The sequence below is a fragment of the Gardnerella sp. DNF01195 genome, from assembly GCF_049244175.1.
GTDB lineage: Bacteria > Actinomycetota > Actinomycetes > Actinomycetales > Bifidobacteriaceae > Bifidobacterium > Bifidobacterium leopoldii.
Window position 1 is genome coordinate 113,031 of sequence record NZ_CP058383.1, and the last position, 21,211, is coordinate 134,241.

The 21,211-nt window shown below is 44.4% G+C and carries 16 protein-coding genes and 1 riboswitch; of the genes, 12 read left to right on the top strand and 4 right to left on the bottom strand.

Going from position 1 to position 21,211, the window contains the following annotated elements:
- Positions 1-295 precede the first annotated feature (295 nt).
- The 3 genes from HXT43_RS00455 to HXT43_RS00465 form a co-directional block, all read right to left on the bottom strand.
- Positions 296-1,219, bottom strand: coding sequence for a sugar ABC transporter permease (locus HXT43_RS00455; RefSeq protein ID WP_004104797.1), 924 nt, complete (start codon positions 1,217-1,219; stop codon positions 296-298).
- The gene (locus HXT43_RS00460) at positions 1,216-2,622 is read right to left on the bottom strand and encodes a carbohydrate ABC transporter permease (protein ID WP_004104794.1); all 1,407 of its coding nucleotides are present in this window, start codon (positions 2,620-2,622) and stop codon (positions 1,216-1,218) included. The genes HXT43_RS00455 and HXT43_RS00460 overlap by 4 nt, the downstream gene beginning before the upstream one ends.
- Positions 2,623-2,781: 159 nt before the next feature.
- Positions 2,782-4,011 (bottom strand): extracellular solute-binding protein, encoded by a 1,230-nt coding sequence (locus HXT43_RS00465; RefSeq protein WP_064340169.1) that lies wholly within the window; start codon positions 4,009-4,011, stop codon positions 2,782-2,784.
- Positions 4,012-4,269: 258 nt separating this feature from the next.
- On the opposite strand from HXT43_RS00465, the gene HXT43_RS00470 reads away from it, so the two are divergent.
- Together HXT43_RS00470 and HXT43_RS00475 are read left to right on the top strand one after the other, a co-directional pair.
- Complete coding sequence (locus HXT43_RS00470) at positions 4,270-5,970, top strand: alpha-amylase family glycosyl hydrolase (RefSeq protein WP_004104790.1); 1,701 nt, start codon at positions 4,270-4,272, stop codon at positions 5,968-5,970.
- 77 nt (positions 5,971-6,047) lie between these two features.
- Positions 6,048-6,884 carry a TraX family protein gene (locus tag HXT43_RS00475; protein WP_004119097.1) on the top strand — a complete coding sequence of 279 codons (837 nt, stop codon included), beginning with the start codon at positions 6,048-6,050 and terminating at the stop codon, positions 6,882-6,884.
- Positions 6,885-7,032: 148 nt separating this feature from the next.
- On the opposite strand, the gene HXT43_RS00480 is transcribed toward HXT43_RS00475, so the two are convergent.
- Positions 7,033-8,058, bottom strand: coding sequence for a LacI family DNA-binding transcriptional regulator (locus HXT43_RS00480; protein WP_004118431.1), 1,026 nt, complete (start codon positions 8,056-8,058; stop codon positions 7,033-7,035).
- 273 nt (positions 8,059-8,331) lie between these two features.
- On the opposite strand from HXT43_RS00480, the gene HXT43_RS00485 reads away from it, so the two are divergent.
- The 10 genes from HXT43_RS00485 to grpE all read left to right on the top strand — a co-directional run bounded on the left by HXT43_RS00485 (position 8,332) and on the right by grpE (position 21,165).
- Positions 8,332-9,717: an extracellular solute-binding protein gene (locus tag HXT43_RS00485; RefSeq protein WP_004118447.1), complete on the top strand. Its 1,386-nt coding sequence runs from the start codon at positions 8,332-8,334 to the stop codon at positions 9,715-9,717.
- A gap of 47 nt (positions 9,718-9,764) precedes the next feature.
- Positions 9,765-10,700 (top strand): carbohydrate ABC transporter permease, encoded by a 936-nt coding sequence (locus HXT43_RS00490; RefSeq protein ID WP_004118448.1) that lies wholly within the window; start codon positions 9,765-9,767, stop codon positions 10,698-10,700.
- Between the two features lie 101 nt (positions 10,701-10,801).
- Entirely contained in the window at positions 10,802-11,608 is an 807-nt protein-coding gene (locus tag HXT43_RS00495) for a carbohydrate ABC transporter permease (protein WP_032835185.1), read from the top strand.
- Between the two features lie 126 nt (positions 11,609-11,734).
- The gene (locus tag HXT43_RS00500) at positions 11,735-14,482 is read left to right on the top strand and encodes a TIM-barrel domain-containing protein (protein ID WP_217428716.1); all 2,748 of its coding nucleotides are present in this window, start codon (positions 11,735-11,737) and stop codon (positions 14,480-14,482) included.
- Between the two features lie 671 nt (positions 14,483-15,153).
- Positions 15,154-15,257, top strand: a riboswitch (TPP riboswitch).
- A complete protein-coding gene (thiO, locus tag HXT43_RS00505; RefSeq protein WP_004104781.1) occupies positions 15,250-16,320 on the top strand; it encodes a glycine oxidase ThiO in 1,071 nt (356 codons plus the stop codon). It overlaps the preceding riboswitch by 8 nt.
- Positions 16,321-16,442: 122 nt before the next feature.
- Positions 16,443-16,649: a sulfur carrier protein ThiS gene (gene thiS, locus HXT43_RS00510; RefSeq protein ID WP_004104778.1), complete on the top strand. Its 207-nt coding sequence runs from the start codon at positions 16,443-16,445 to the stop codon at positions 16,647-16,649.
- 89 nt (positions 16,650-16,738) lie between these two features.
- Positions 16,739-17,551, top strand: coding sequence for a thiazole synthase (locus tag HXT43_RS00515; protein WP_004104776.1), 813 nt, complete (start codon positions 16,739-16,741; stop codon positions 17,549-17,551).
- Between the two features lie 36 nt (positions 17,552-17,587).
- Complete coding sequence (locus tag HXT43_RS00520; RefSeq protein ID WP_101886207.1) at positions 17,588-18,319, top strand: HesA/MoeB/ThiF family protein; 732 nt, start codon at positions 17,588-17,590, stop codon at positions 18,317-18,319.
- Between the two features lie 267 nt (positions 18,320-18,586).
- Positions 18,587-20,470 (top strand): molecular chaperone DnaK, encoded by a 1,884-nt coding sequence (gene dnaK / locus HXT43_RS00525; RefSeq protein WP_004104772.1) that lies wholly within the window; start codon positions 18,587-18,589, stop codon positions 20,468-20,470.
- Entirely contained in the window at positions 20,470-21,165 is a 696-nt protein-coding gene (grpE, locus tag HXT43_RS00530) for a nucleotide exchange factor GrpE (protein WP_101886206.1), read from the top strand. Before dnaK ends, grpE begins: the two co-directional genes overlap by 1 nt.
- The last annotated feature ends 46 nt before the right edge of the window (positions 21,166-21,211 follow it).

The following is a 21,211-nucleotide window of genomic DNA, read 5'->3' on the forward strand; positions in this document are numbered from 1 at the left end:
TCTTTCGCTATTTTGCGAATCGTCTAAATTTTCTAAATTATTTAATCGTATTAGTAATTATACAGTTTTTAAATTTTATTATTTACTTATTGTTCTGTTATCAAGTTTTTTATGTTTTGCGGCACTATTTGGCTAAACACGGTAGGGTTTATGCGATAGCCATTATCGTATTAAGTCAAACGGCGAGTGTGTTAAGTTATTTTTTATTTTTATGTGTTCGTGTTGTCTAGCGAAAGAGAAGGCTGAAACGCTCGAAAGCGTCTCAGCCTTCAGTAGATTTATATCCTGTAAATTATCAGCCTTTAACGGAGCCAGACATGGACTCTTCGTAGAAGCGCTGCATAATAATGAACAGGATTACGATTGGTATGGAAATGCACACAGCACCTGCCGCGAATGCAGCGTACCAATCAGGTAGATACTTTTTGGTAAGCATCTCCATTAATCCGTAAGCAACTGTGTAGTTTTCCTTATTGTCTCTCACTACTGTCTTCACCATAACGAAGTCTAGCCATGGTCCCAAGAATCCAGTAATTGCTTGGAACACAATCATAGGCTTGCAGATTGGAACAATAATCTTCCAGAATACTTGCCACTTTGTGCATCCATCCAAGTATGCAGCTTCATCCAAAGACTTTGGAATAGTATCCATGTAGCCCTTCATAATGTAGAAGCCAGCACCGCTACCTGCAGAATAAACGATAATAAGTGCGATTAATACAATCGAACCTTTTGTTAAACCAAGAGCCTTCAAAATGAAGTAGATAGCAATAACAGCCATGATACCTGGGAACATACCAAGAATCAGAGCAAGATTCATGAATGTCTTACGTCCTTTGAAACGGAGACGAGACATGCAGAAGGACACTGCTAACACAAACACCAAAGAAATAATGCACACGAAAATTGACACGATCAAAGTGTTGAGGAACATTCGTGGGAAATTAATGTCATCGGTATCGGTAAATAACTTTATATAGTTATTTAGTGAGTATTCAGTTGGGAAGAAGGTTTTCTGATAGGAACCAGTGTTCTTGTTGAAGCTTTCTAACAAAACCCACAAGATTGGAATCAACCAAATAACTGACAACACCAGCAAGAACAGATGCGAGAAAGTATCTCCAATTACTCTTCTGACATGTTGATCTTTAAGGAAAGAAACACTACGAGTGCTCTTTACAACAGCTTCTTCGTTCTTAGTTGTAGTTTTATCACTCACCGGAATCCCTCCTCATTCTTGTAAGATCCAGAGTTGCGATACGTAATCAGTGCTACGACGGCAAGTACCATGAATGTCAAAATACCAATTACTGCACCTGCGTTGTAGTTTTGCTGGTCAACAGTCAACTTGTAGAGCCATGTGATAAGCAAGTCGGTGCCGCCTGCACTGTTGACTTTGCTACTTGCTGGGCCACCTTTTGTTAAGAGGTAAATAACGTTGAAGTTATTGATGTTGCCAGTAAAGGTAGTAATCAAATATGGAGTCATAACAAAGATGATGTATGGCATTGTGACGTTCATGAAACGTTGCCACCAACCTGCGCCATCGAGCTCTGCAGCTTCGTAAAGTTCTGCAGGAACGTTCTGCAAGATACCTGTAATCTGCATGATGGTGAATGGGATACCAACCCAAAGATTGATAAGAATTACCGTCACTCGAGCCCAAGTTACATCCGTAAGGAAAGGAAGCTCTTGATGTATCCAACCGTTTTGCTTAAAGACAATGTTAATAACACCGTTCTGGCTAAGCATATTGTTCATAATAAGCAATGAAACAAACTGCGGAACTGCAATTGTAAGTGAGAAGCAAGTTCGCCACAATCCCTTAAGACGAGTGGACTTTCTATTGATTATCATTGCAATGAACATGCCGAGGAAGAAGTTCAGGAAGGTTGCAAGGAATGCCCAAACAAGAGTCCAGATTAATACGTCAAAGAATACGTCAGCTTTAATTAAATCACTTTTTCCGGTTAAGAATTGAGAAAAAACGTCTAACCCAATCCAGCTGAATTTTTGTTGATGATTCTCATCATAGCTTGTGAAAGCCATAGAAATCATGAAGAACAATGGCAAAATTGTGAATAACACAATGCCAGCAGTTGGAAGAGTCATAAAACCGACGTGTGCTTTTTCGTCAAGAAGAGTCTTAGCATCATCAATGAAATTAAGTGGCTTCTTGCCGTCTGCCATTACAGATTGCGCTTTGTACGCGCTGCGAAGAGCGAGAGTTGCCAGATATACAAGCAATACAATCGCTAATATCGACATAACTCCATACAGTAAAATTTCTACAGAATTATCGCCCGCACTGTATCGCCAGAATCCGTTGACTTTAACTCTGCCCTGTTCTACTGTGCCAAGAGTGTTAATTTTTGGAAGATAATCCAATCCAATTGTAAATAAGAATCCGAATAAAGCTGCTTCACACGCTAAGAATATAACGCCTTTGATGTATTGCTTGCGGACAAAATTGCCAAAGCCAAATATAACAACAGAAATCCATGAAAGAATGTCCGCATGTTTTGCAGCCTCTTTCAGTGAATAAGGTGAAGGAGCAAAGCGTTCTGCAGTTGACGTCTTCTTCTGGCGTCTTTCTCGCTTTGTGGATGTCGTGCCAGTCATGACATGCCTTTCATGTAAACAAAATTATTTTGTAGAAGATAAACAATGCGCCCCACCCCTTGCCGGAGCGGGGGCTGGGGCGCATTGTTTTACTCAAAGTGCATAAAACACTGCTTATGCATCTATTTAGATTTGTTGGCTAGAGTAAGTTTTGTTTACTTACTTCTCTAGGCCCTTAGCAAATTCTGCGGTCTGCGCGGCAGCATTATCGCCAGTAATCTTACCGGTGGAGATAGAAGTGCCGAATGCTTGAACTGGATCCCAGAACTTACCCATTTCAGGAATTGCTGGCTGCAAGACAGAAGTCTTAGCAATGGTTTCCATCTGAGCAACAGCAGCTGGCTCTGCCTTTACGCTGTCAGCAAGGGACTTGTCAGAAGGAATTGCACCTTCCTTTTCGAAAGCAATCTGCTGGGACTTCTTGGAGCCCAAGAATGCAGCGAACTTAGCAGCCATCTCTGGAGACTTGGTGTTGGTGTTGTAAGCAACAGCCTTAGAACCAGCGAAGGACTTCATCTGGTGCTCGCCAGACTCAGTCTTGAAGGTTGGAAGAGCAGCTGCAGCATAGTTATCCTTCAAGGCGTCCTTAACCTTGGCTGCATCCCAAGAACCGGAGAATATTGCATCAACGGAGCCGTCCTTCAAGCCAGCCAAGCCGCGACCATTTCCATCAAGTACGAAGTGCTTTTCGTTTCCAACGAGCTTTGTTGCAATGTACTTGGTAACTTCAGCAGCCTTATCACTGAGCTTCATGCCAGCCTTAGCATCGTTTCCACTTTCGCCGAAGAGAGTCATATTGCCATCGAGGTAGAAGCCTGGGAGATACCAAGCATTAGCAAGATCGAATGAAACCTTGCCTTTTTCAAGCATCTTGTCGAGGGACTTAACGTCATCAGCGGAGAACTTGGACTTGTTGTAGTACATGAACCAAGTGTTGCCGGTGTAAGGAACGCCGTAAAGCTTACCGTCCTGAGCGGTAACAGACTTGATCAAAGTATCTTCGTTCTGTTCCTTAACTTGCTTTGTGGCGTCATCGCTTAATTCGCCGATTGCTCCAGCCTTTACCAAGTCGCCGAGCTGATCGTTAGGGAAGAGGAACACATCAGCAGCAGCCTTAGCATCCTGCTTAACAGCCTTAGCAGCGTCTGGTGGCTCAACAACAGCGTTCTTGAAAGTAACGTTTGGATTTTCCTTCTTGAATTCTGCTTCAACAGTCTTAATCCAGCCGCCATCTTTCTGATCGTCAGCAGAACCCCAAACGGTGAGCTGAACAGGTGCTGAATCAGCAGCCTTCTTATCGCTATTGTTAGTGCTTGAACCGCAAGCTGCAAATCCAAACAAAGTAGCAACTGCAAGACCTGCACCCAGCATCTTCTTAATATTCGTCATCCTTGACCTCCTATATCATGCCAAAAACCGGCATATCATTTGGTGGCGTAGTAACGGACTCCGTTGTGGCGCAACATCGCGATTGCTGCGTAGAGCAGCGTCACAAGTCTCACAAATCCGTTCGTAAGCACTGTGTAGTATACACGGATATCGTGTCGTTTGCAAATGAGTGGCGGGTTAGTCTGTATATTTTGCCCTATAAATTTTTTCAAGTGGTTGTGTGTAAACTAAGTAGCACAACGCTAGAAGGGTGAAATAATGGCATTATACGATCATGCTCAGTGGCTTAAAGACGCGGTTTTTTACGAAATCTATCCGCAAAGTTTTTGTGATTCCAATGGCGATGGCATAGGCGATATTCAAGGAATTATCGAAAAGTTAGACTATGTAAAATCGCTTGGTTGCAACGCAATTTGGCTTAATCCCTGCTATGACTCGCCTTTTAAAGATGCGGGCTATGACGTGCGCGACTACAAAAAAGTAGCTGCGCGTTACGGAACGAACGAAGATTTAAAGCAGCTTTTTAGTGAAGCTCACAATCGAGGAATCCGCATATTGCTTGACTTAGTGCCGGGTCATACGAGTGAAGAACACGAGTGGTTTAAGGAAAGTTCGAAAGCTGAAGAAAACGAATTTAGCAAGCGATATATTTGGACAGACAGTGCGTTTAGCGGCTATTCTATGCCGTTTATTGGCGGTGAAACTGAGCGTGACGCCACTTATATTCTAAACTTCTTCAAATGTCAGCCTGCATTAAACTACGGTTTTGCACATAGGGATCGAGCTTGGCAATCCGCTCCAGATTCCAAAGAAGCGGCAGAAACTCGCGCTGCAATGGTTGATATTATGCGATTTTGGCTTTCGCTTGGTGCGGATGGATTCCGAGTTGATATGGCTGATTCGCTTGTAAAAAACGATGACAATAATGGCGAAGGAAGCCTTGGCAAAGACAATACAATTCGCGCATGGCAGGAAATGCTTGGCACTGTGAAAGAAGAGTATCCGCAGGCTGCTTTTGTGTCCGAATGGGGCAGACCACGTCAGGCTCTTACTGCAGGATTCGACATGGACTTCTATTTGAATTGGCGCTGGGATGGAAACCCTAACGGTTACGCACGTTTAGCTCGTGATGTTGATAATGCTTTAGACGGCAATCCTGAGCATGATCACAGCTACTTTAATGCGCACGGCGGCGGCAGTATTTGCCCATTTTTAGACGATTATTGCCCACAATATGAGTCAACCCATTCGCAAGGTTACTTTAGTTTCATCACGTGCAATCACGATACGCCGCGTCTTGCTCCGCGTCTTGGCGATCGTGAGCGTCGCGTGGCTTTCGGCATGATACTCACTATGCCAGGCGTGCCATTCGTGTATTATGGCGACGAAATTGGCATGAAATATCGCGATATTCCAACAAAAGAAGGCGGCTACGCTCGTACGGGCACTCGTACGCCAATGCAATGGGACGATGCAAAGAATTTTGGCTTCTCGATGGCTGCAAAATCTAAATTATACTTGCCTGTTGAAGCGCGAGCAGACGGAAGAACTTGCGCAAATTCTCGAAAACAAGCAGTGGAAAGTGGTGAAATTCCAACTGTTTCTGCGCAAATTAATTGCGAAGATTCCTTCCTTTCGTGGGTGCGCTCGCTTATTGCGCTTCGCCATAGTCGCAAATCTTTGCAAGCTGACGCGTCTTGGAGAGTTTTGTATGCTCCGGTTGACGGCCGCGGCTTTGCTTACGAGCGTTGCGCAAAAGGTGACGTAGGAGAATCAGCTGTGGAACGAAGCATTGTGGTTATGAACCCAGGTGTAAATAGCGAAACAGTTTCATTAGAAGCATTAGCGAATCTTACGCAAGAATCTGCTTACAATCCATTACTTAAAATTGGAGAAATATCAGTTAATGGTGATTGCTTAACACTCGGCGCTCAAAGTTTTGCAGTGTTTGGAATGTAAATTACAGGTTAGTTAGATACGTAACTACAGATAAAGTTTATATAAACTAGGTATGCGCAAATAAACAAGGACGTGCAATGGGTATTAATAGTGGTAAAGCAATAATGCGTGATAGCGGTAACGCGAATAAGGAAATGCTTGACGCAAACGGCAAACCAATTCGTGCTGACCGTAACATAAAAACTGGAATCACGCTCAATAAACTTAAAATGCTCGGCGCTTTTATGCTTATGCTAGGTGCATTTAGTAACACAGTAATTGCACGAATGTTCGGCGGAACAGTAACCAATAATATGTTCGCATTGACAGTCATATTAGTTTGCGAATTTATAAGCTGGACTGCAGTGCCATGGTATGCGTGGATATTAGTACGCGGATATCACAATACTCATAATTTGAATCTTTACATGTTAAGATTGTTGATTTTAGCAGTGGTCTGCGAAGTTCCATACGATTTGGTGAATTCAAAATGTTTGTTCGACATGCGTTCGCAAAATCCTGTATTTGCAATGGTTATCGCACTATTTGTACTTTCGAGTATAGATACAATTAGGGAGCGTTTAAGCGGATTTAGTAAAGGTTTTGCTATTACTGTGCTTATCATTGCGGGTCTTCTTTGGAATTTGATAGGAAAAGTTTTTGTGCAGCATGGAATTTTCTTCGGCGGTGTAACTTTGCTTATTTTCGTACTTCTTTTTGAATTATTAAAAAAGCGCGAAATTACTATGGAGATGACTGCAGGAATGTTCGGTGCTATGTCGATGCTTGCACCTGGTATTGGTGTGGCTGTGTTGCATTATCGTAGCGCTTATGGTGATGGTCCTAAAAACTCGACGACATTCCGTTGTGTTATGTATGTGTGGTATCCGCTGATGTTGATCATTGCGTCAGTGTTTGCAGTATTCTTGCGTTGAAAACATTTCGTAGCAGTTTTTGGATTTGTTTGTAAGGCGAGTTTTACCGCAAATCAGGGTTTATAGCAAATCAGGGTTTGCTATAAAGCGAGTTTGGTACTACGCCTTGCATAGCGTTTAAACCTAGTTTTCTAATCTGATTCGCTAATCAGTTTGCAGATGTAATGTCTGGGGCAGGACCAGTTGAGTTTCGGATTAGAAGCTGAAGCGGAGCTGTAATATGGCGTCTTGTAATTGGCTGCTCGTTAATAAGTGCTAAAGCAATATTTGCGGCTTGCTGAGCCATCAGACATGGATTTTGTCGAATGGTAGTTAAGCCTAATGCTTCTGCAAAAGTACTATTGTCAAAACCAATAATAGACAAATCTTCTGGCACTCGTATGCCTAGTTTTTGTAAACGAAACAGGAACGGTATAGCTGTGGAATCTTGGTGAAAGCACAGTGCAGTAGGAGGGTTGCTGCTTGAAAATAGTTCTGAAATAGTGGCATCTAAGGGATTGTCTCCAAAGTCAATTGGTAAGATTTTCCCTTGAACTCCTGGTGTATCGTTGCATATCGTTTCAAAACTGGTAATTCGTCTCGAAGAACTGAAGCGAAGTGGTGAATTAAAATGTTCGTAAACATACAGTAGTTTTTTGTGGCCTAAAGTAGTGAGATGGCGCACTGCAAGTTTAATTCCTGCAGTATCGTCAATGCTGATTGCTGCAGAAAGAATTTTAGACGCTACACAATTAATGCCCACAATAGGTACCTTTATGCGTTGAAGTTGCTCTGCCTCATTGTTGCTGATATCGAAAGAAGATACGATTACGGCATCAGTATTACCGCGTAAAGGTAGTTCTTTGAAGAAAGTTTTACGCTGTTCGATACCATCTACTGAATAAATTACTAGATCATATCCGGCTGCGTGCAACGTAGCGTTTAATCCTTCAATAATAGAAGCACTAAACCATTCTATGCGACTGCTACCAATAAGTAGTGCTATGCGGTATGATTTGCCTGATTTCAGTACTCCTGCGGTTCTTGATACAGTAAAGTCGAGTTGTTCTGCTGCTTGCGTAACTTTTGCTCGTGTTGCTGGCGCTACTTTGTCTGGGTGAGCGAAAGTTCTAGAGACAGTGGCTATGGAAACCCCTGCTAGCGTAGCTACATCGCTAATACTGTTTTTTGACATTTTATTTCTTCTGTTCTTTGTTTTTGCTCAAATATGAAGAGTGTTATATATACCCTTCAAAAAGAACATATAAGTGTTATGTAAATACAATAAATGTAAAGGTTTACATTTTTAGACACGCGGGTAAAAAAGTATTTATTTTCGCAAAAATGGTGCAGTTTAACGGATTCGAAATGAAAACCTTTACATTCACATTTTTTCTGTTTGACCAGTGAAAACTTTTCGCAATATTATAGATTTTACCCATTAATTTCACGAAGAAGTGGAGTAACAATGAATATTAGAAAAATATGTATTTCATGTGTCGCTGTTTTAGGCATGCTTGCTAGTGTTAGCGCGTGTGGCAGCAATTCTGCCGGTGTAACCGACACAAAAAAAGATAAAGGTTTGCCGGTAATGGGTGAAGCATTGAAATATAACCCTAACCATCTTGTTAATCAAGGCAAGCCAATTGCTTTGGAATATTGGAGCTGGGGAGACAGTAGTACCGACCCAATCTACGATATGATCAAGCAGTATACGAAAATCTACCCTAACGTAACGTTCAAAACGAAGAACGTTGCTTGGGACGATTATTGGACAAAACTACCGTTAGCACTCAAAGGCAAAAGCGGCCCAGCTCTGTTCAATATTCACAATTCCAAGGATGAGCTTATACGCCCATACGCTGCCGACTACAACGTTGACAAGGCAGCAATGGAAGCTGACTACAGCTCTTCTGTCGCACACGAAGATTCCAACGGAAAAGTAAAGTATATTGACTCGGTCATCAATACTGGCAATATTTACTACAATAAAAAGCTTTGGAAAGAAGCCGGTTTAACAGAAGCAGATATTCCTACGACTTGGGACGAGTTGCGCGAGGTGGCAAAGAAACTTACCAAGTGGAACGGTTCCAAAATGGTACAAGCCGGTTTCAATGTTAATGGTGATGCATACGCTGCAATCAACCAAGGCTTGAACTATCAACGTGGCGAACTTGCGTTCGATAAAAGTGGCAAAAAGCCTAATTTTGACAACAAAATTACGCGCGAAAACATGCAATTCCTAAAGAATTTGTACGACAAAGACAAAGTTATTGCAACAGACTTCGGTACTGATTACACGCAAAGTTTTGGCAACGGACAATCCGGAATGGTATACGCTTGGGGTTGGCTTGAAGGCCTACTGAAAGAAAAATATCCGAACGTAGAATACGGTATTTTCCCAACTCCAACATTCACGAAAGAAACGCCATTCGCTTATGATCGCTACAATGGCGAATCTACTCCAGGAATCAACGCTCACCAAAGTAAAGAACAGCAGGCCGTGGCACAAGACTTTATCAAGTTCATTCTCGCTAACGACGCTTTTATTCGCTCTGCAGTGAAACATCTGAACTCGTTCCCAGCGAAGAAATCGCTACAGAACGATCCAGAGATTCTTAAGGCCCCGGTAATGGCGGCTATTCAGCCTCGCGTGAATAGGTTGATTTGGCCAGGCATCACTCCTTCTACGGTGGAAACCAGCAGCAAGGCAGCGTTCCAAAACGTTATGCAAAATGGTCAATCTATTGATTCCGCAGTAAAAGAAGCACAGGCGACCATGGTAAAAGACATGAAGAATTCCAACTTTAAGTCTGCAGAAAGCAAGTATGAATTCTTCAAAGAACACAAGTAAAGATTCATAAACTGAAGTGTGTTCTTTCAAGTAAGGCAAGGGAAATCATGGAACAATTAGATCAGAAATCTCATTCAACTCCTCTAGGGAAAAAATTTGGTGGTATAGCAAAAGTAACCGCTGCGTTGTCTCGAACCTTCTCATTTCGCAATGTGGCAGTGACATTTCTGGTTGCTTATTTCGCGATTTTCCTTGCCTATCCTATTTATAAAGCGTTTGCCGGCAGCTTCCACGAGTGGAATCCGTTGGTTGGAACGTACAACTGGGTTGGGCTCGATAATTTCAAACAGATTTTAACCGACGGCCTATTTTGGAAGTCAATCGGTAATACAGCTATTTTCATGACAATATCCGTAATTTTCCGCATTATTCTCGGTTTGGGTTTGGCAATGTTGCTCAGCTCCAAGCTCGTGCATTGCAAAGATTCGCTGCGTGGCCTATTTTATATGCCAACGATTACACCACTTGTCGCAGTAAGCTTCGTGTGGATGTGGATGTTTGATCCGCAGTTTGGCATGATTGATAAAGTTACGGGATTGAATATTAATTGGCTGCACAGTTCTACTTGGGCCATGCCGGCAATTATTATCATGACCATTTGGAAAGATTTTGGCTACGCAACCGTGCTATATTTAGCAGGCTTAATGAACCTTCCCAAAGATGTGTATGAAGCAGCCGATATTGATGGTGCTAACAGTGTGCAAAAATTCTTCCGCATTACTTTGCCTCTACTCAAACCTACAACGTTATTCATTGTGATCACGTCAATGATTGCTTACCTGCAAGCCTACGTGCAGATTTTAGTTATGACTAACGGTGGCCCAGGAACAGCAACTTACACTATTAGCTACTTGATCTTTGATCAAGCCTTCCAAAAGTATAACTTTGGTATTGCGTCAGCCATGAGCGTAGTGCTTTTTATCTTTACTGGCGTACTCACGATAATCATGTTCAAAGCTTCTGAGGACGGTGAGTTGGTGTGAGCAATAAAACGGAAACGACTGGAGTTGTTGTTACGGTGCCGGCTAAGGGGGGTATTGTGAAAAAATTACGTAACTGTGCAAGAAGCAGCACTCGTCATGCTGTGTTGAGTTGGTCGCTTACTATTTTTCTTTTTCTGCTTTCTGCGCTAACAATTATTCCATTTGTGTGGATGTTCATTTCTTCATTTGCACCAAATAGTGATATTGTGCGTGTCGATGGTGGACTATTTCCTATGCCTAGTACGTTTGATAACTACGTTGGTATTCAGGAAAAATTTGATTTCTTGAGATTATTCTGCAACTCGTTGTTTGTTGCTGTAGCAAAAACGGTAATTGCCATTTATACCAGCGCAGTGTTGGGATATGTATTTGCAAAAATGCGTTTCCGTTGCCGTAATTTGCTTTTTGGTATAGTGATGAGCACCATGATGGTTCCGTGGGCTGTAACTATTATTCCGCAGTACGATATGATGACAAGTTTCGGTTGGCAAGATACGTACCGAGCCTTAATTGTCCCGGGATTAATTAGCGCTTTCGGCATTTTCCTCTTCCGTCAGTCAATAACAGGTATTTCTGACGAACTCATTGAAGCTGCAAAACTGGACGGAGCATCTGATTTTCGTATTTTCCACAGTATTATTCTTCCTATGAGCCATAACACGATTGCGGCGCTCGCCATCTTTACTTTCTTGTGGAACTGGGAGGACTATCTGTGGCCGTTCTTGATGATTTCGGACGAAAAGAAGCAGCTGCTCGCAGTGGGCTTGAAGGTGTTTACTGGGCGATATGGCACTGATTATGGTGGCTTGTTTGCAGCGACTTCTTTGGCGATTGTGCCAGTTATTATAGTGTACGTAATTTTCCAAAAGCAGTTTATTGCAGGTATTTCCACTGGTAGCGGTAAGTAACCCGCATAAGTGAAGAGAAGATACGTAAGTGTTGTGCGCGAAAGCGTGGTGCAACAAGTGTTGTATGACAAATGTTGTGTGACAAATGTTGCAGTGTGGCATTGCGTACTGAGTAAAGGTGCTGCTATGAGTGTGATAAATATAAGCAATCAAGATAAATCACAAATTATCGGTGAAGCTGTGACGTATTCGGATTCGCAATCTCAAATTTTTGCTGACCTTGCAAATTCGCAGTATGCAAAGGCGCAGGATAGTCAGGTAATTAAGGGCGAAAAGTGGCGAATTACAGTTATTACAGATTCGCTGTTGCGTCTTGAGTGGAGTGACGATGGAGAGTTTGTTGACAATCCTACGCAAACTGTGATTTGTCGCAATTTTGCTCAGAAGAGCGCGGATGCTCAGCCACAATTTAGTGCGCATAAAAACGAAAATGGATGGCTGGAAGTAGAAACTGAAAAGCTTCACCTTACTTATAACTGCGAAGCTTTTAGCAAAGAAGGCTTAAGTATTGTTGTGCGCGGAGTGCCATGTACGCAGTTTAATACGTGGCATTATGGCGACGATTGCCCGGGAAATCTTCTTGGAACTTTTAGAACTTTGGATCAGGCGAACGGCCCAGTAAAGCTCGATAAAGGCATACTTTCGCGCGATGGATGGTCTATTTTAGATGATTCTGCAACTTGCGAAATTGCTCCGGCTGAGGAAATAAATGGTAAATCAAACCCGTATGGGGCTTGGGTTAAGTCGCGTGCGCACAAGGTTAGTGAGCAAGCTGGAAGATATAAAGACTTGTATTTCTTCGGCTACGGACACCACTACATTCAAGCAATTCAAGACCTTTATAAGCTCACAGGTGCTCAGCCGCTGCTTCCACGTTTTGCGCTAAGCAATTGGTGGAGCAGATACTATCGCTACCATCAAGACGAATATTTGCAATTGCATAATCGTTTTAAACGCGAAGGCATACCTTTCAGTGCAGCTGTTATTGACATGGATTGGCATGTTACGGATGTTGATGCAAAATATGGTTCCGGTTGGACTGGTTACACGTGGAATGAGGAACTTTTCCCGGATCATCGCGCTTTTTTGCGTAAACTTAACGCTGCTGGCTTGGCTCCAACTTTGAACTTGCATCCGCGCGACGGCGTGCGTGCGTTTGAAAAAGATTATCCGCAAGTTGCGCGAGAGATGGGAATTGATCCTGCAAGCGGTGAAGCTGTGGAATTTGATTTAACAAATCCGCAATTTGTTGAAGCTTACTTCAATATGCATCATCGTATGGAAGATGAAGGCGTGCGATTTTGGTGGATTGACTGGCAGCAGGGAGGCGTGACGCGCGAGCCTGGTTTGGATCCTCTTTGGATGCTAAATCACATGCATTATGAGGATGCTGCGCGCGAAGGTCGCTGGCCGCTTACATTCTCTCGTTATGCTGGGCCTGGTTCGCATCGCTACCCAGTTGGATTCTCGGGAGATACCGTTACTACTTGGGATTCGCTTGCTTTCCAAACTTATTTTACTGCTACAGCTTCCAATATTGGCTACGGATGGTGGAGTCACGATATTGGCGGACACATGCTTGGCGTTAGAAATAACGAGCTGGAAGCGCGATGGTACGCTTTCGGCGCGTTTAGTCCTATTAATCGTTTGCACTCGACTTGTTCGCCGTTTGCTGGAAAAGAGCCGTGGAATTTCCCTCCGGAAACTCGCGAAGCAATGGTGAAAATGCTTCGTTTGCGCGCGGAACTTTTGCCATACGTTTATACGATGAATTATCGCGCAGCTTTTGAAGGCAGACCGATTGTTGAGCCAATGTACTGGCAGTCGCCGGAAGTTGGCATGGCTTACGAAATTCCTAACGAATACCGTTTTGGAAGTGAGCTTATAGTAGCGCCGATTGTTTCTCCTAATGATGCGGCTGCTTTGCGCGGATGTGCTGGAGTTTGGTTGCCGGAAGGTGATTGGTACGATTTATTTGACGGGCGCAGGTATGTGTCTCGCGGCTTGAATGGTCGCAGATTTGAAGCATGGCGCTCGCTTGATCGCGTGCCTGCTTTTGCGTGTGCTGGAGCAATTGTGCCTCTGCAAGTTTTGCCGGAAGTTGCAGATTGCGAGCGTAGTGCTGATGCTGCTGAATCGGTTAATAGCATTGAAAATCCGCGGGCTTTGCGAATTCTTGCATTCCCTGGAGCTGACGGCGAGTTCGTAATGCGAGAAGATAACGGTGACTTTGCTGCAGCGTCTGCTGGGAATACTGTCAACACGCGTATGAATTTTGTGTGGCGAGACGGCAATGGTTCTTCGCAATTCATTATTTCAGGCATTGCCGGGGAAGATGCTGCCGTAAAATCTGTGCCGCAAAAACGCAACTGGAATGTTGTATTTAGAGGAGTTGCTTGCACAGATTTTGCTCACGTGCGCGTGTTTGTGGGGAGCCAAGAGCTTAACGCAAGCGAGTTTGCGATTTCTTACGAAGGTGAAGAGTCGACTTTGAGTTTGTCGGTTTCTGTAAAAGACGTGCCGGCTCGTTCGGAAATTCGCGTAATTGTTGACGGAGGATTGCAAGTTGCTGCCGATCCTAAAGTTGGTGACGCTTACCGATTCCTGCTTCAAGCACAAGTGCCGTACCGCGGTAAGGAAATGGCTTTTGATGCAGTGAGCGAGGCTAACGGAAGTGCAGGCGCTATTGCTGCAATCTCAACTCTTGAATACGAAAACGAATCGGAAGCAGAAAAGTATCGCAACAATGTTGATATGCTTAACGCTTACGCAACTGATCAGCCTTCCGTAGTGAAGTGGGCGCAATGGCGTTGCACTCTGCCTGTTTCTGTGAAGCATGCGCTTGAGGAGATTTTGCTGCGCTCGGTTGAGTGATTTAATCTGCGCCAGTAACGAAAAAACGGAGTTATGCATTGCCTGCGCAGCGTGACGACCTGCCTGAGCGATGCGATTTAGCGCGCGAAGGCAACTCGGAGCGCCGAGCTTGCTCAAGATTGAAAGCACGGTGTGCTTTCAACGCAAGCGAGGTCTGCCTTCGTCTCGATTGGCGAAGGCAGGGCAGAGTTGTGTGGTTGGGTTTTAGAAACTGGGTTGTGTTTTGTGTGCGCTGACGATCTGCCTGAGCGCATATCCTCACGGCATAGCCGTTCGGCTGATTTGGCATGTGAAGCACACCGTGCTTCACAATTAAGCCAAATCACGCTTTGAAGGAGTCTGAAATTCCAATAATTTCAGACTCAGGCAAAGCGCGCGCGAAGGCAACTCGGAGCGGAAACTCGCTTAAGTTGGGAGTCCAGTGGACTTCCAACGCGAGTTTCGTAAGCGAGCGCGTAATCCACGCGAGCGCTGACTGCGTCAGTAACAAAAATTGCTTAGTTTCACAGCTTGACATACCGGATAAATTAACAGATTTTCTGTAGAAGTGTTAAAATGCTGCACGGTAGTGTGATGAAATTCACATAATTTTGTTACATCTACCTGCAGCATTTGCATATTGCTAAGTTAGCAATATTGAAACGTTCTGCATTTGTAATTCTTGAAAGTCAAGGTTACACCGCGGGAGCCTGTTCTACACAGGCTGAGAGGGCGAAAGCCGACCGTAAACCTGATGCGGGTAATGCCGCCGTAGGGAAGGAGTATATATGCGAAATATTCGTATTATTGGTGCAGGTATTATTGGTTTAGCAACAGCGTGGAGACTTACGGAAGCTGGCGTAAAAGTTAGCATAATTGATCCAGATCCAGTCTCCGGTGCTTCTCACCATGCTGCCGGCATGCTAGCTCCTACCGCAGAAATGCAATATCAGCAAGAAGCGTTGTATCCTCTTATGTTTGAGTCTGCAACTATGTATAAGGAATTGGTTGATTCGGTTGCAAAGTACACCGATAAGCCAACCGGCTACTTAGAGTGCGGCTCTTACGTAATCGGTGGTGACGCTGCAGATAACGAGCACGTGAACGAGTTGTTAAACTTGCAGCACCGTTATGGACGTAGAGCTGAGCATATTTCTGTGAGTAAGCTTCGTGAAATTGAGCCTGCGCTTTCGCCGACGATTGCAGGCGCTGTAAGCGTGCCGGACGACCATCAAATCAACCCTCGTCTTTTCACTGCAGCAATGATTGATGCACTTGAAAAGCGCGGTGTTGTTATTGAGCGTCGCGCAAGCACTCCAGACGATTTGGGTCCAGACACAGTTTTGGCATCCGGCTTGGGTGCTAAGGATATGCTTCCTCAGCTTAAGCTTCGCGCTGTGTGGGGCGATATGATTCGTATGACTATTCCAGAGCCTTTGCGCCCAATTTTGAGTTCCGTGGTTCGTGGGTTTGTGCATGACCGCCCAGTTTATTTGGTGCCTCGCGCTAAGGAAACAGGCGAGCTTGTGCTCGGTGCTACTTCTCGCGAAGATGACCGCGATATTCCAAAGGTCGGTGGCGTGCTTGACTTGCTTCGCGATGCCGCAAGCGTGCTTCCTGGCATTCAGGAATGCTCGATTACTGAGGTTACTGCTGGCGGTCGTCCTGGAACTCCAGATGATTTGCCATTCATTGGCATTGATCCTAAGACGCACACCACGATTTCCACCGGTTACTTCCGTCACGGAATTTTGCTCACCGCTTTAGGCTCTTCTTTGACCACAAAACTCGTGCTTGAGCAAGAGTTGACTGAGAAGGAAAAGGGATTCTTGGAAAGCTGCAATCCTGCACGCTTCTAATCGCTAATTTCGGTGAATTTGCTATATTTCGCTGCGAATTTGTGAAGCGTTCAAATATAGACGTAAGTGTGATGCAGAAAGTACTTTTAGTAATTCAGCTTTTAGTTAGTAAAGGTTAGATTATGCAAATCGTAGTCAATGGTGAAACTGTTGAAGTGCAAGACGGATTAACTGTTGCTCAGCTTATTGCGCAACGTTATGGTTCGGATGCAGGACCTGGTATAGCGGTCGCAATTGGCGACGATGTGCTTTCTCGCGCGCAATGGGAATCAGCAGTCATATGTGATGGGAATCAAGTCGAAATTCTTAGCGCAGTTCAAGGCGGCTGAAACACCACAAAATTAAGCGTGAAATTAGTGCGCTTAATTATTTAATTTTAATTAAGTTTAAATATTAAATATTAAATAAAAGGCTTAAAATGACAGAAAATAATACAGAAGAAAGTGCCGATACTTGGCAGCTTTGCGGTAAGACTTTACACTCAAGGCTTTTGCTTGGTACAGGCGGCATGACGAGCATTGATATTATGGAAAAGTCGCTTGTTGCTTCGGGTGCGGAAGTGGCAACAGTTGCCATGCGTCGTCACGCAAAAACTGGCGTGGATATTTACGGCATGTTGCAGCGCCACAATATTAACGTTTTGCCAAATACTGCTGGTTGCAAAACTGCGCATGATGCTGTTCTTACAGCAAAAATGGCTCGTGAATCACTTGGAACTGACTGGATTAAGCTCGAAGTAATTGCAGACGACGATACGTTGCTCCCAGATACCCGCGAAGTTTTGCTTGCTGCAGAAAAGCTTATTGAAGAAGGATTTAGCGTGCTTTGCTACACGAATGACGACCCGATTGTGGCTCGTCGCTTGGTTTCGCTTGGCGTGAAGGCTGTTATGCCTGGTGGTGCTCCAATTGGAACTGGTCTTGGCATTTTGAATCCTCGAAACATTGAGCTGATTGTTCAAGAATGCAAGGAAGCTGGCGTTCCTGTAATTTTGGATGCTGGTGTTGGAACTGCTTCCGATGTTGTTAAAGCTTTCGAAATTGGCTGCTCTGGTGTGCTTCTTGCAAGTGCTGTAACTCGCTGCCCAGATCCTGTAAAGATGGGCCGCGCAATGGCTGCTGCTGTAACTGCTGGAAAGCTTGCTCACGATGCTGGCCGTATTCCTAAGCGTGAACATGCACTCGCTTCTTCGCCTGTTGAAGGTCGCGCTTGGGCTGATTCTGTACTGTAAATTTCTGTACTGTAATTTTTCGGCATATTATTCAACATGACGATTAATAAAATTTACGACAACCTGCAGGAGCTTGAGGCGGAACGCACTAGCCGTCACTTGCTCCTGCCGGGCTTTACTAATGAACATCAGCAGTTACTTCGCGATGCGAAAATCTGCATGGTCGGTGCAGGTGGACTTGGTTCGCCGTGCTTGCTTTCGCTTGCTGCTGCAGGAGTTGGAGAAATCACAATTTGTGACGACGACGTTGTTGAGCTTTCTAATTTGCAAAGACAGACTTTATATACTGTCGATCAGTGCGGCAAATCTAAAGCGCAACTTGCAGCTAATCGTCTGCAAGCGTTATCTCCAGGTTTAAAAATCAACCTTGTAAATAGATTTAATGAAGACAACGCAAAGCAGCTTGTAGAAAGTCACGATATTGTTATCGACGGTTGTGATAATTTTGATACGCGCTTTTTGATTGCGGATGCTGCTTGGAGTGCTGGTACGCCGGAAGTTTACGGTTCGGTGCTTTATTATGAAGGTCAAGTAAGCGTTTTCGTGCCAGGAAAAGGTCCTGGTTTGCGTGATTTGTATGCGTGCCCTCTGCCTAAAGAAAAAGTGCCAAAATCGGCTGTGTTGGGTGCAACTGCAGCTATTGTTGGCGCAATGATGGCAACTGAAGCAATTAAACTCATAACCGGTATTGGCACGCCGCTTATTGGCGTTTTAGCGCGTTATAACGCTCTGGATAATTCTTTGCGTCGCTTTAAGTTCAGCGCGTGAATCCTATTGAATTTTTCAGAATTTCCCATTAATTTTGCTTAAATTGCAAAACTTGAGTCTAGTTGTATAAAGTTTTTTGTAATTTTTGGGAATAAAAGTTGACTTTTATAAGTTGAGTGTAATAGACTCAAGTTTTGGAAAGTAAAAAAGCTGATGCTTTACATAGTTTCCAACAAGGAATCTAAATAAGGTTCAGCTTACGTAACTACAAAACTTGAAGGAAAGCGTAATTGCACAAAAGGTGCAATACCTAGTTAAGGAGAAATTATGGGACGCGCAGTAGGTATTGATTTGGGAACAACCAACTCTTGCATTGCTACTCTTGAAGGTGGCAGCCCAACAGTTATTGTAAACGCTGAAGGCGCACGTACCACGCCATCTGTTGTGGCATTCAGCAAGTCTGGCGAAATCTTGGTTGGTGAAGTTGCTAAGCGTCAGGCTGTAACAAACGTTGATCGCACGATTAGCTCAGTAAAGCGCCACATGGGCACTGATTGGACTGTTGATATCGACGGCAAGAAGTGGACTCCACAAGAGATTTCTGCACAGGTTTTGATGAAGTTGAAGCGCGATGCTGAAGCTTACTTGGGTGAGCCGGTAACCGATGCCGTTATTACATGCCCAGCATACTTCAACGATGCTCAGCGTCAGGCAACTAAGGATGCAGGTAAGATTGCAGGCTTGAACGTGCTTCGTATTATTAACGAACCAACTGCTGCAGCTTTGGCTTACGGCCTTGAAAAAGGCAAGGAAGACGAGCGCATTTTGGTATTCGACTTGGGTGGCGGTACTTTCGATGTGTCCTTGCTTGAAATTGGTAAGGATGACGACGGATTCTCCACAATTCAGGTGCAAGCAACTAACGGCGATAACCATTTGGGTGGCGACGACTGGGATCAGAAGATTATCGACTGGCTCGTTGGCGAAGTTAAGAACAAGTATGGCGTTGATTTGAGCAAGGATAAGATTGCTTTGCAGCGCTTGAAGGAAGCTGCTGAGCAGGCAAAGAAGGAACTTAGCTCTTCTACTTCTACCTCAATTTCTATGCAGTACTTGGCAATGACTCCTGACGGCACTCCAGTGCATTTGGATGAGACTTTGACTCGTGCTCACTTTGAGGAAATGACTTCCGACTTGCTTGGCCGCTGCCGTACTCCATTTAACAACGTTCTTTCTGATGCTGGTATTTCAGTAAGCCAGATCGATCACGTGGTTCTTGTTGGTGGTTCAACTCGTATGCCAGCTGTGAAGGATTTGGTGAAGGAACTTACAGGCGGTAAGGAAGCTAACCAGTCCGTGAACCCAGATGAGGTTGTTGCAGTTGGTGCAGCCGTTCAGTCGGGCGTTATTAAGGGAGATCGCAAAGACGTTCTGCTTATTGATGTAACTCCACTTTCCTTGGGTATTGAAACCAAGGGTGGAATTATGACAAAGCTTATCGATCGCAATACTGCTATTCCTACGAAGCGCTCGGAAGTATTCTCTACTGCTGAAGACAATCAGCCATCCGTGTTGATTCAGGTTTACCAGGGCGAACGTGAGTTTGCTCGCGATAACAAGCCTCTTGGCACTTTTGAGTTGACTGGAATTGCTCCAGCTCCTCGTGGCGTTCCGCAGATTGAAGTTACTTTCGATATTGATGCTAACGGCATTGTGCACGTTTCCGCTAAGGATAAGGGCACTGGTAAGGAACAGTCCATGACTATTACCGGTGGTTCTGGTTTGCCAAAGGACGAAATTGACCGCATGGTGAAGGAAGCTGAAGCTCACGAAGCTGAAGATAAGAAGCGTAAGGAAGAAGCTGAAGTTCGCAACCAAGCAGAAGCCTTTGCTTACCAGACTGAAAAGCTCGTGAACGACAATAAAGACAAGCTTTCCGATGAAATCTCTAAGGAAGTTACCGACAAGGTTAATGCTTTGAAGGAAGCTTTGAAGGGTGACGACGTTGAGAAGATTAAGTCTGCTCAAAGCGAGTTGATGACTTCTGCTCAGAAGATCGGTCAGCAGCTTTACGCTCAGCAGGGTGCTGCTGGTGCCGAAGCTGGTGCTCAGTCTGCTGCTGGTGCTCAGGCTGGCTCTGCAGCTAAGGATGATGATGTAGTTGACGCCGAAGTGGTGGACGACGACAAGGACGATAAGGACAACAAGTAATGTCCGACTTTAACGCCAACGAATATTTGCAAGATATGGAAGATGCTGACTCGCTGGATGTAAAAGCTACAGGTGATTCTGCGAAATCGTCTGCGCAATCTTCATCGAAAGCTGCTGAAGGTGCAAATCCTGCAGAAACGAAAGCTGACGCGAAAGCTGATGCTAACGTTTCTGCGAATTCCGCAAATTCTGAGGATACGGCGAATTCCACTGAATCTTCAGAATCGAAAGACAGCCAAGACGCAGATAGCGGCAGTTTAACTCCCTTAGGTAAAGCTAAGAAAGAAGCTGCAGAGTACTTGGAAGCGTTACAGCGAGAGCGTGCTGAGTTTATAAACTTCAGAAATCGTTCTGCCAAAGAGCAGGATCGTTTCAGACAGCATGGAATTATTGACGTGCTGACAGCATTGCTTCCAGCATTGGATGATATTGACCGCATTCGCGAGCATAGCGAAATGGATGATTCGTTCAAGGCTGTTGCAACTAAGATAGATAAGGCTTTTGAAAAGTTTGGTGTGGAAAAGTTTGGTGAAAAGGGCGAAGATTTTGACCCGACCAAGCATGATGCAATTTTGCACAGACCAGATCCAGACGCTACAAAAGAAACTGTTGATGCTGTAGTTGAAGCAGGATATCGAATAGGAGATCGCGTTATTCGCGCCGCTCGTGTGGTCGTTTCTTCACCACAGCAATGACTAACGAAACTCTTTCGTGACTTTATTGCATAACTTGCTCGTGCTG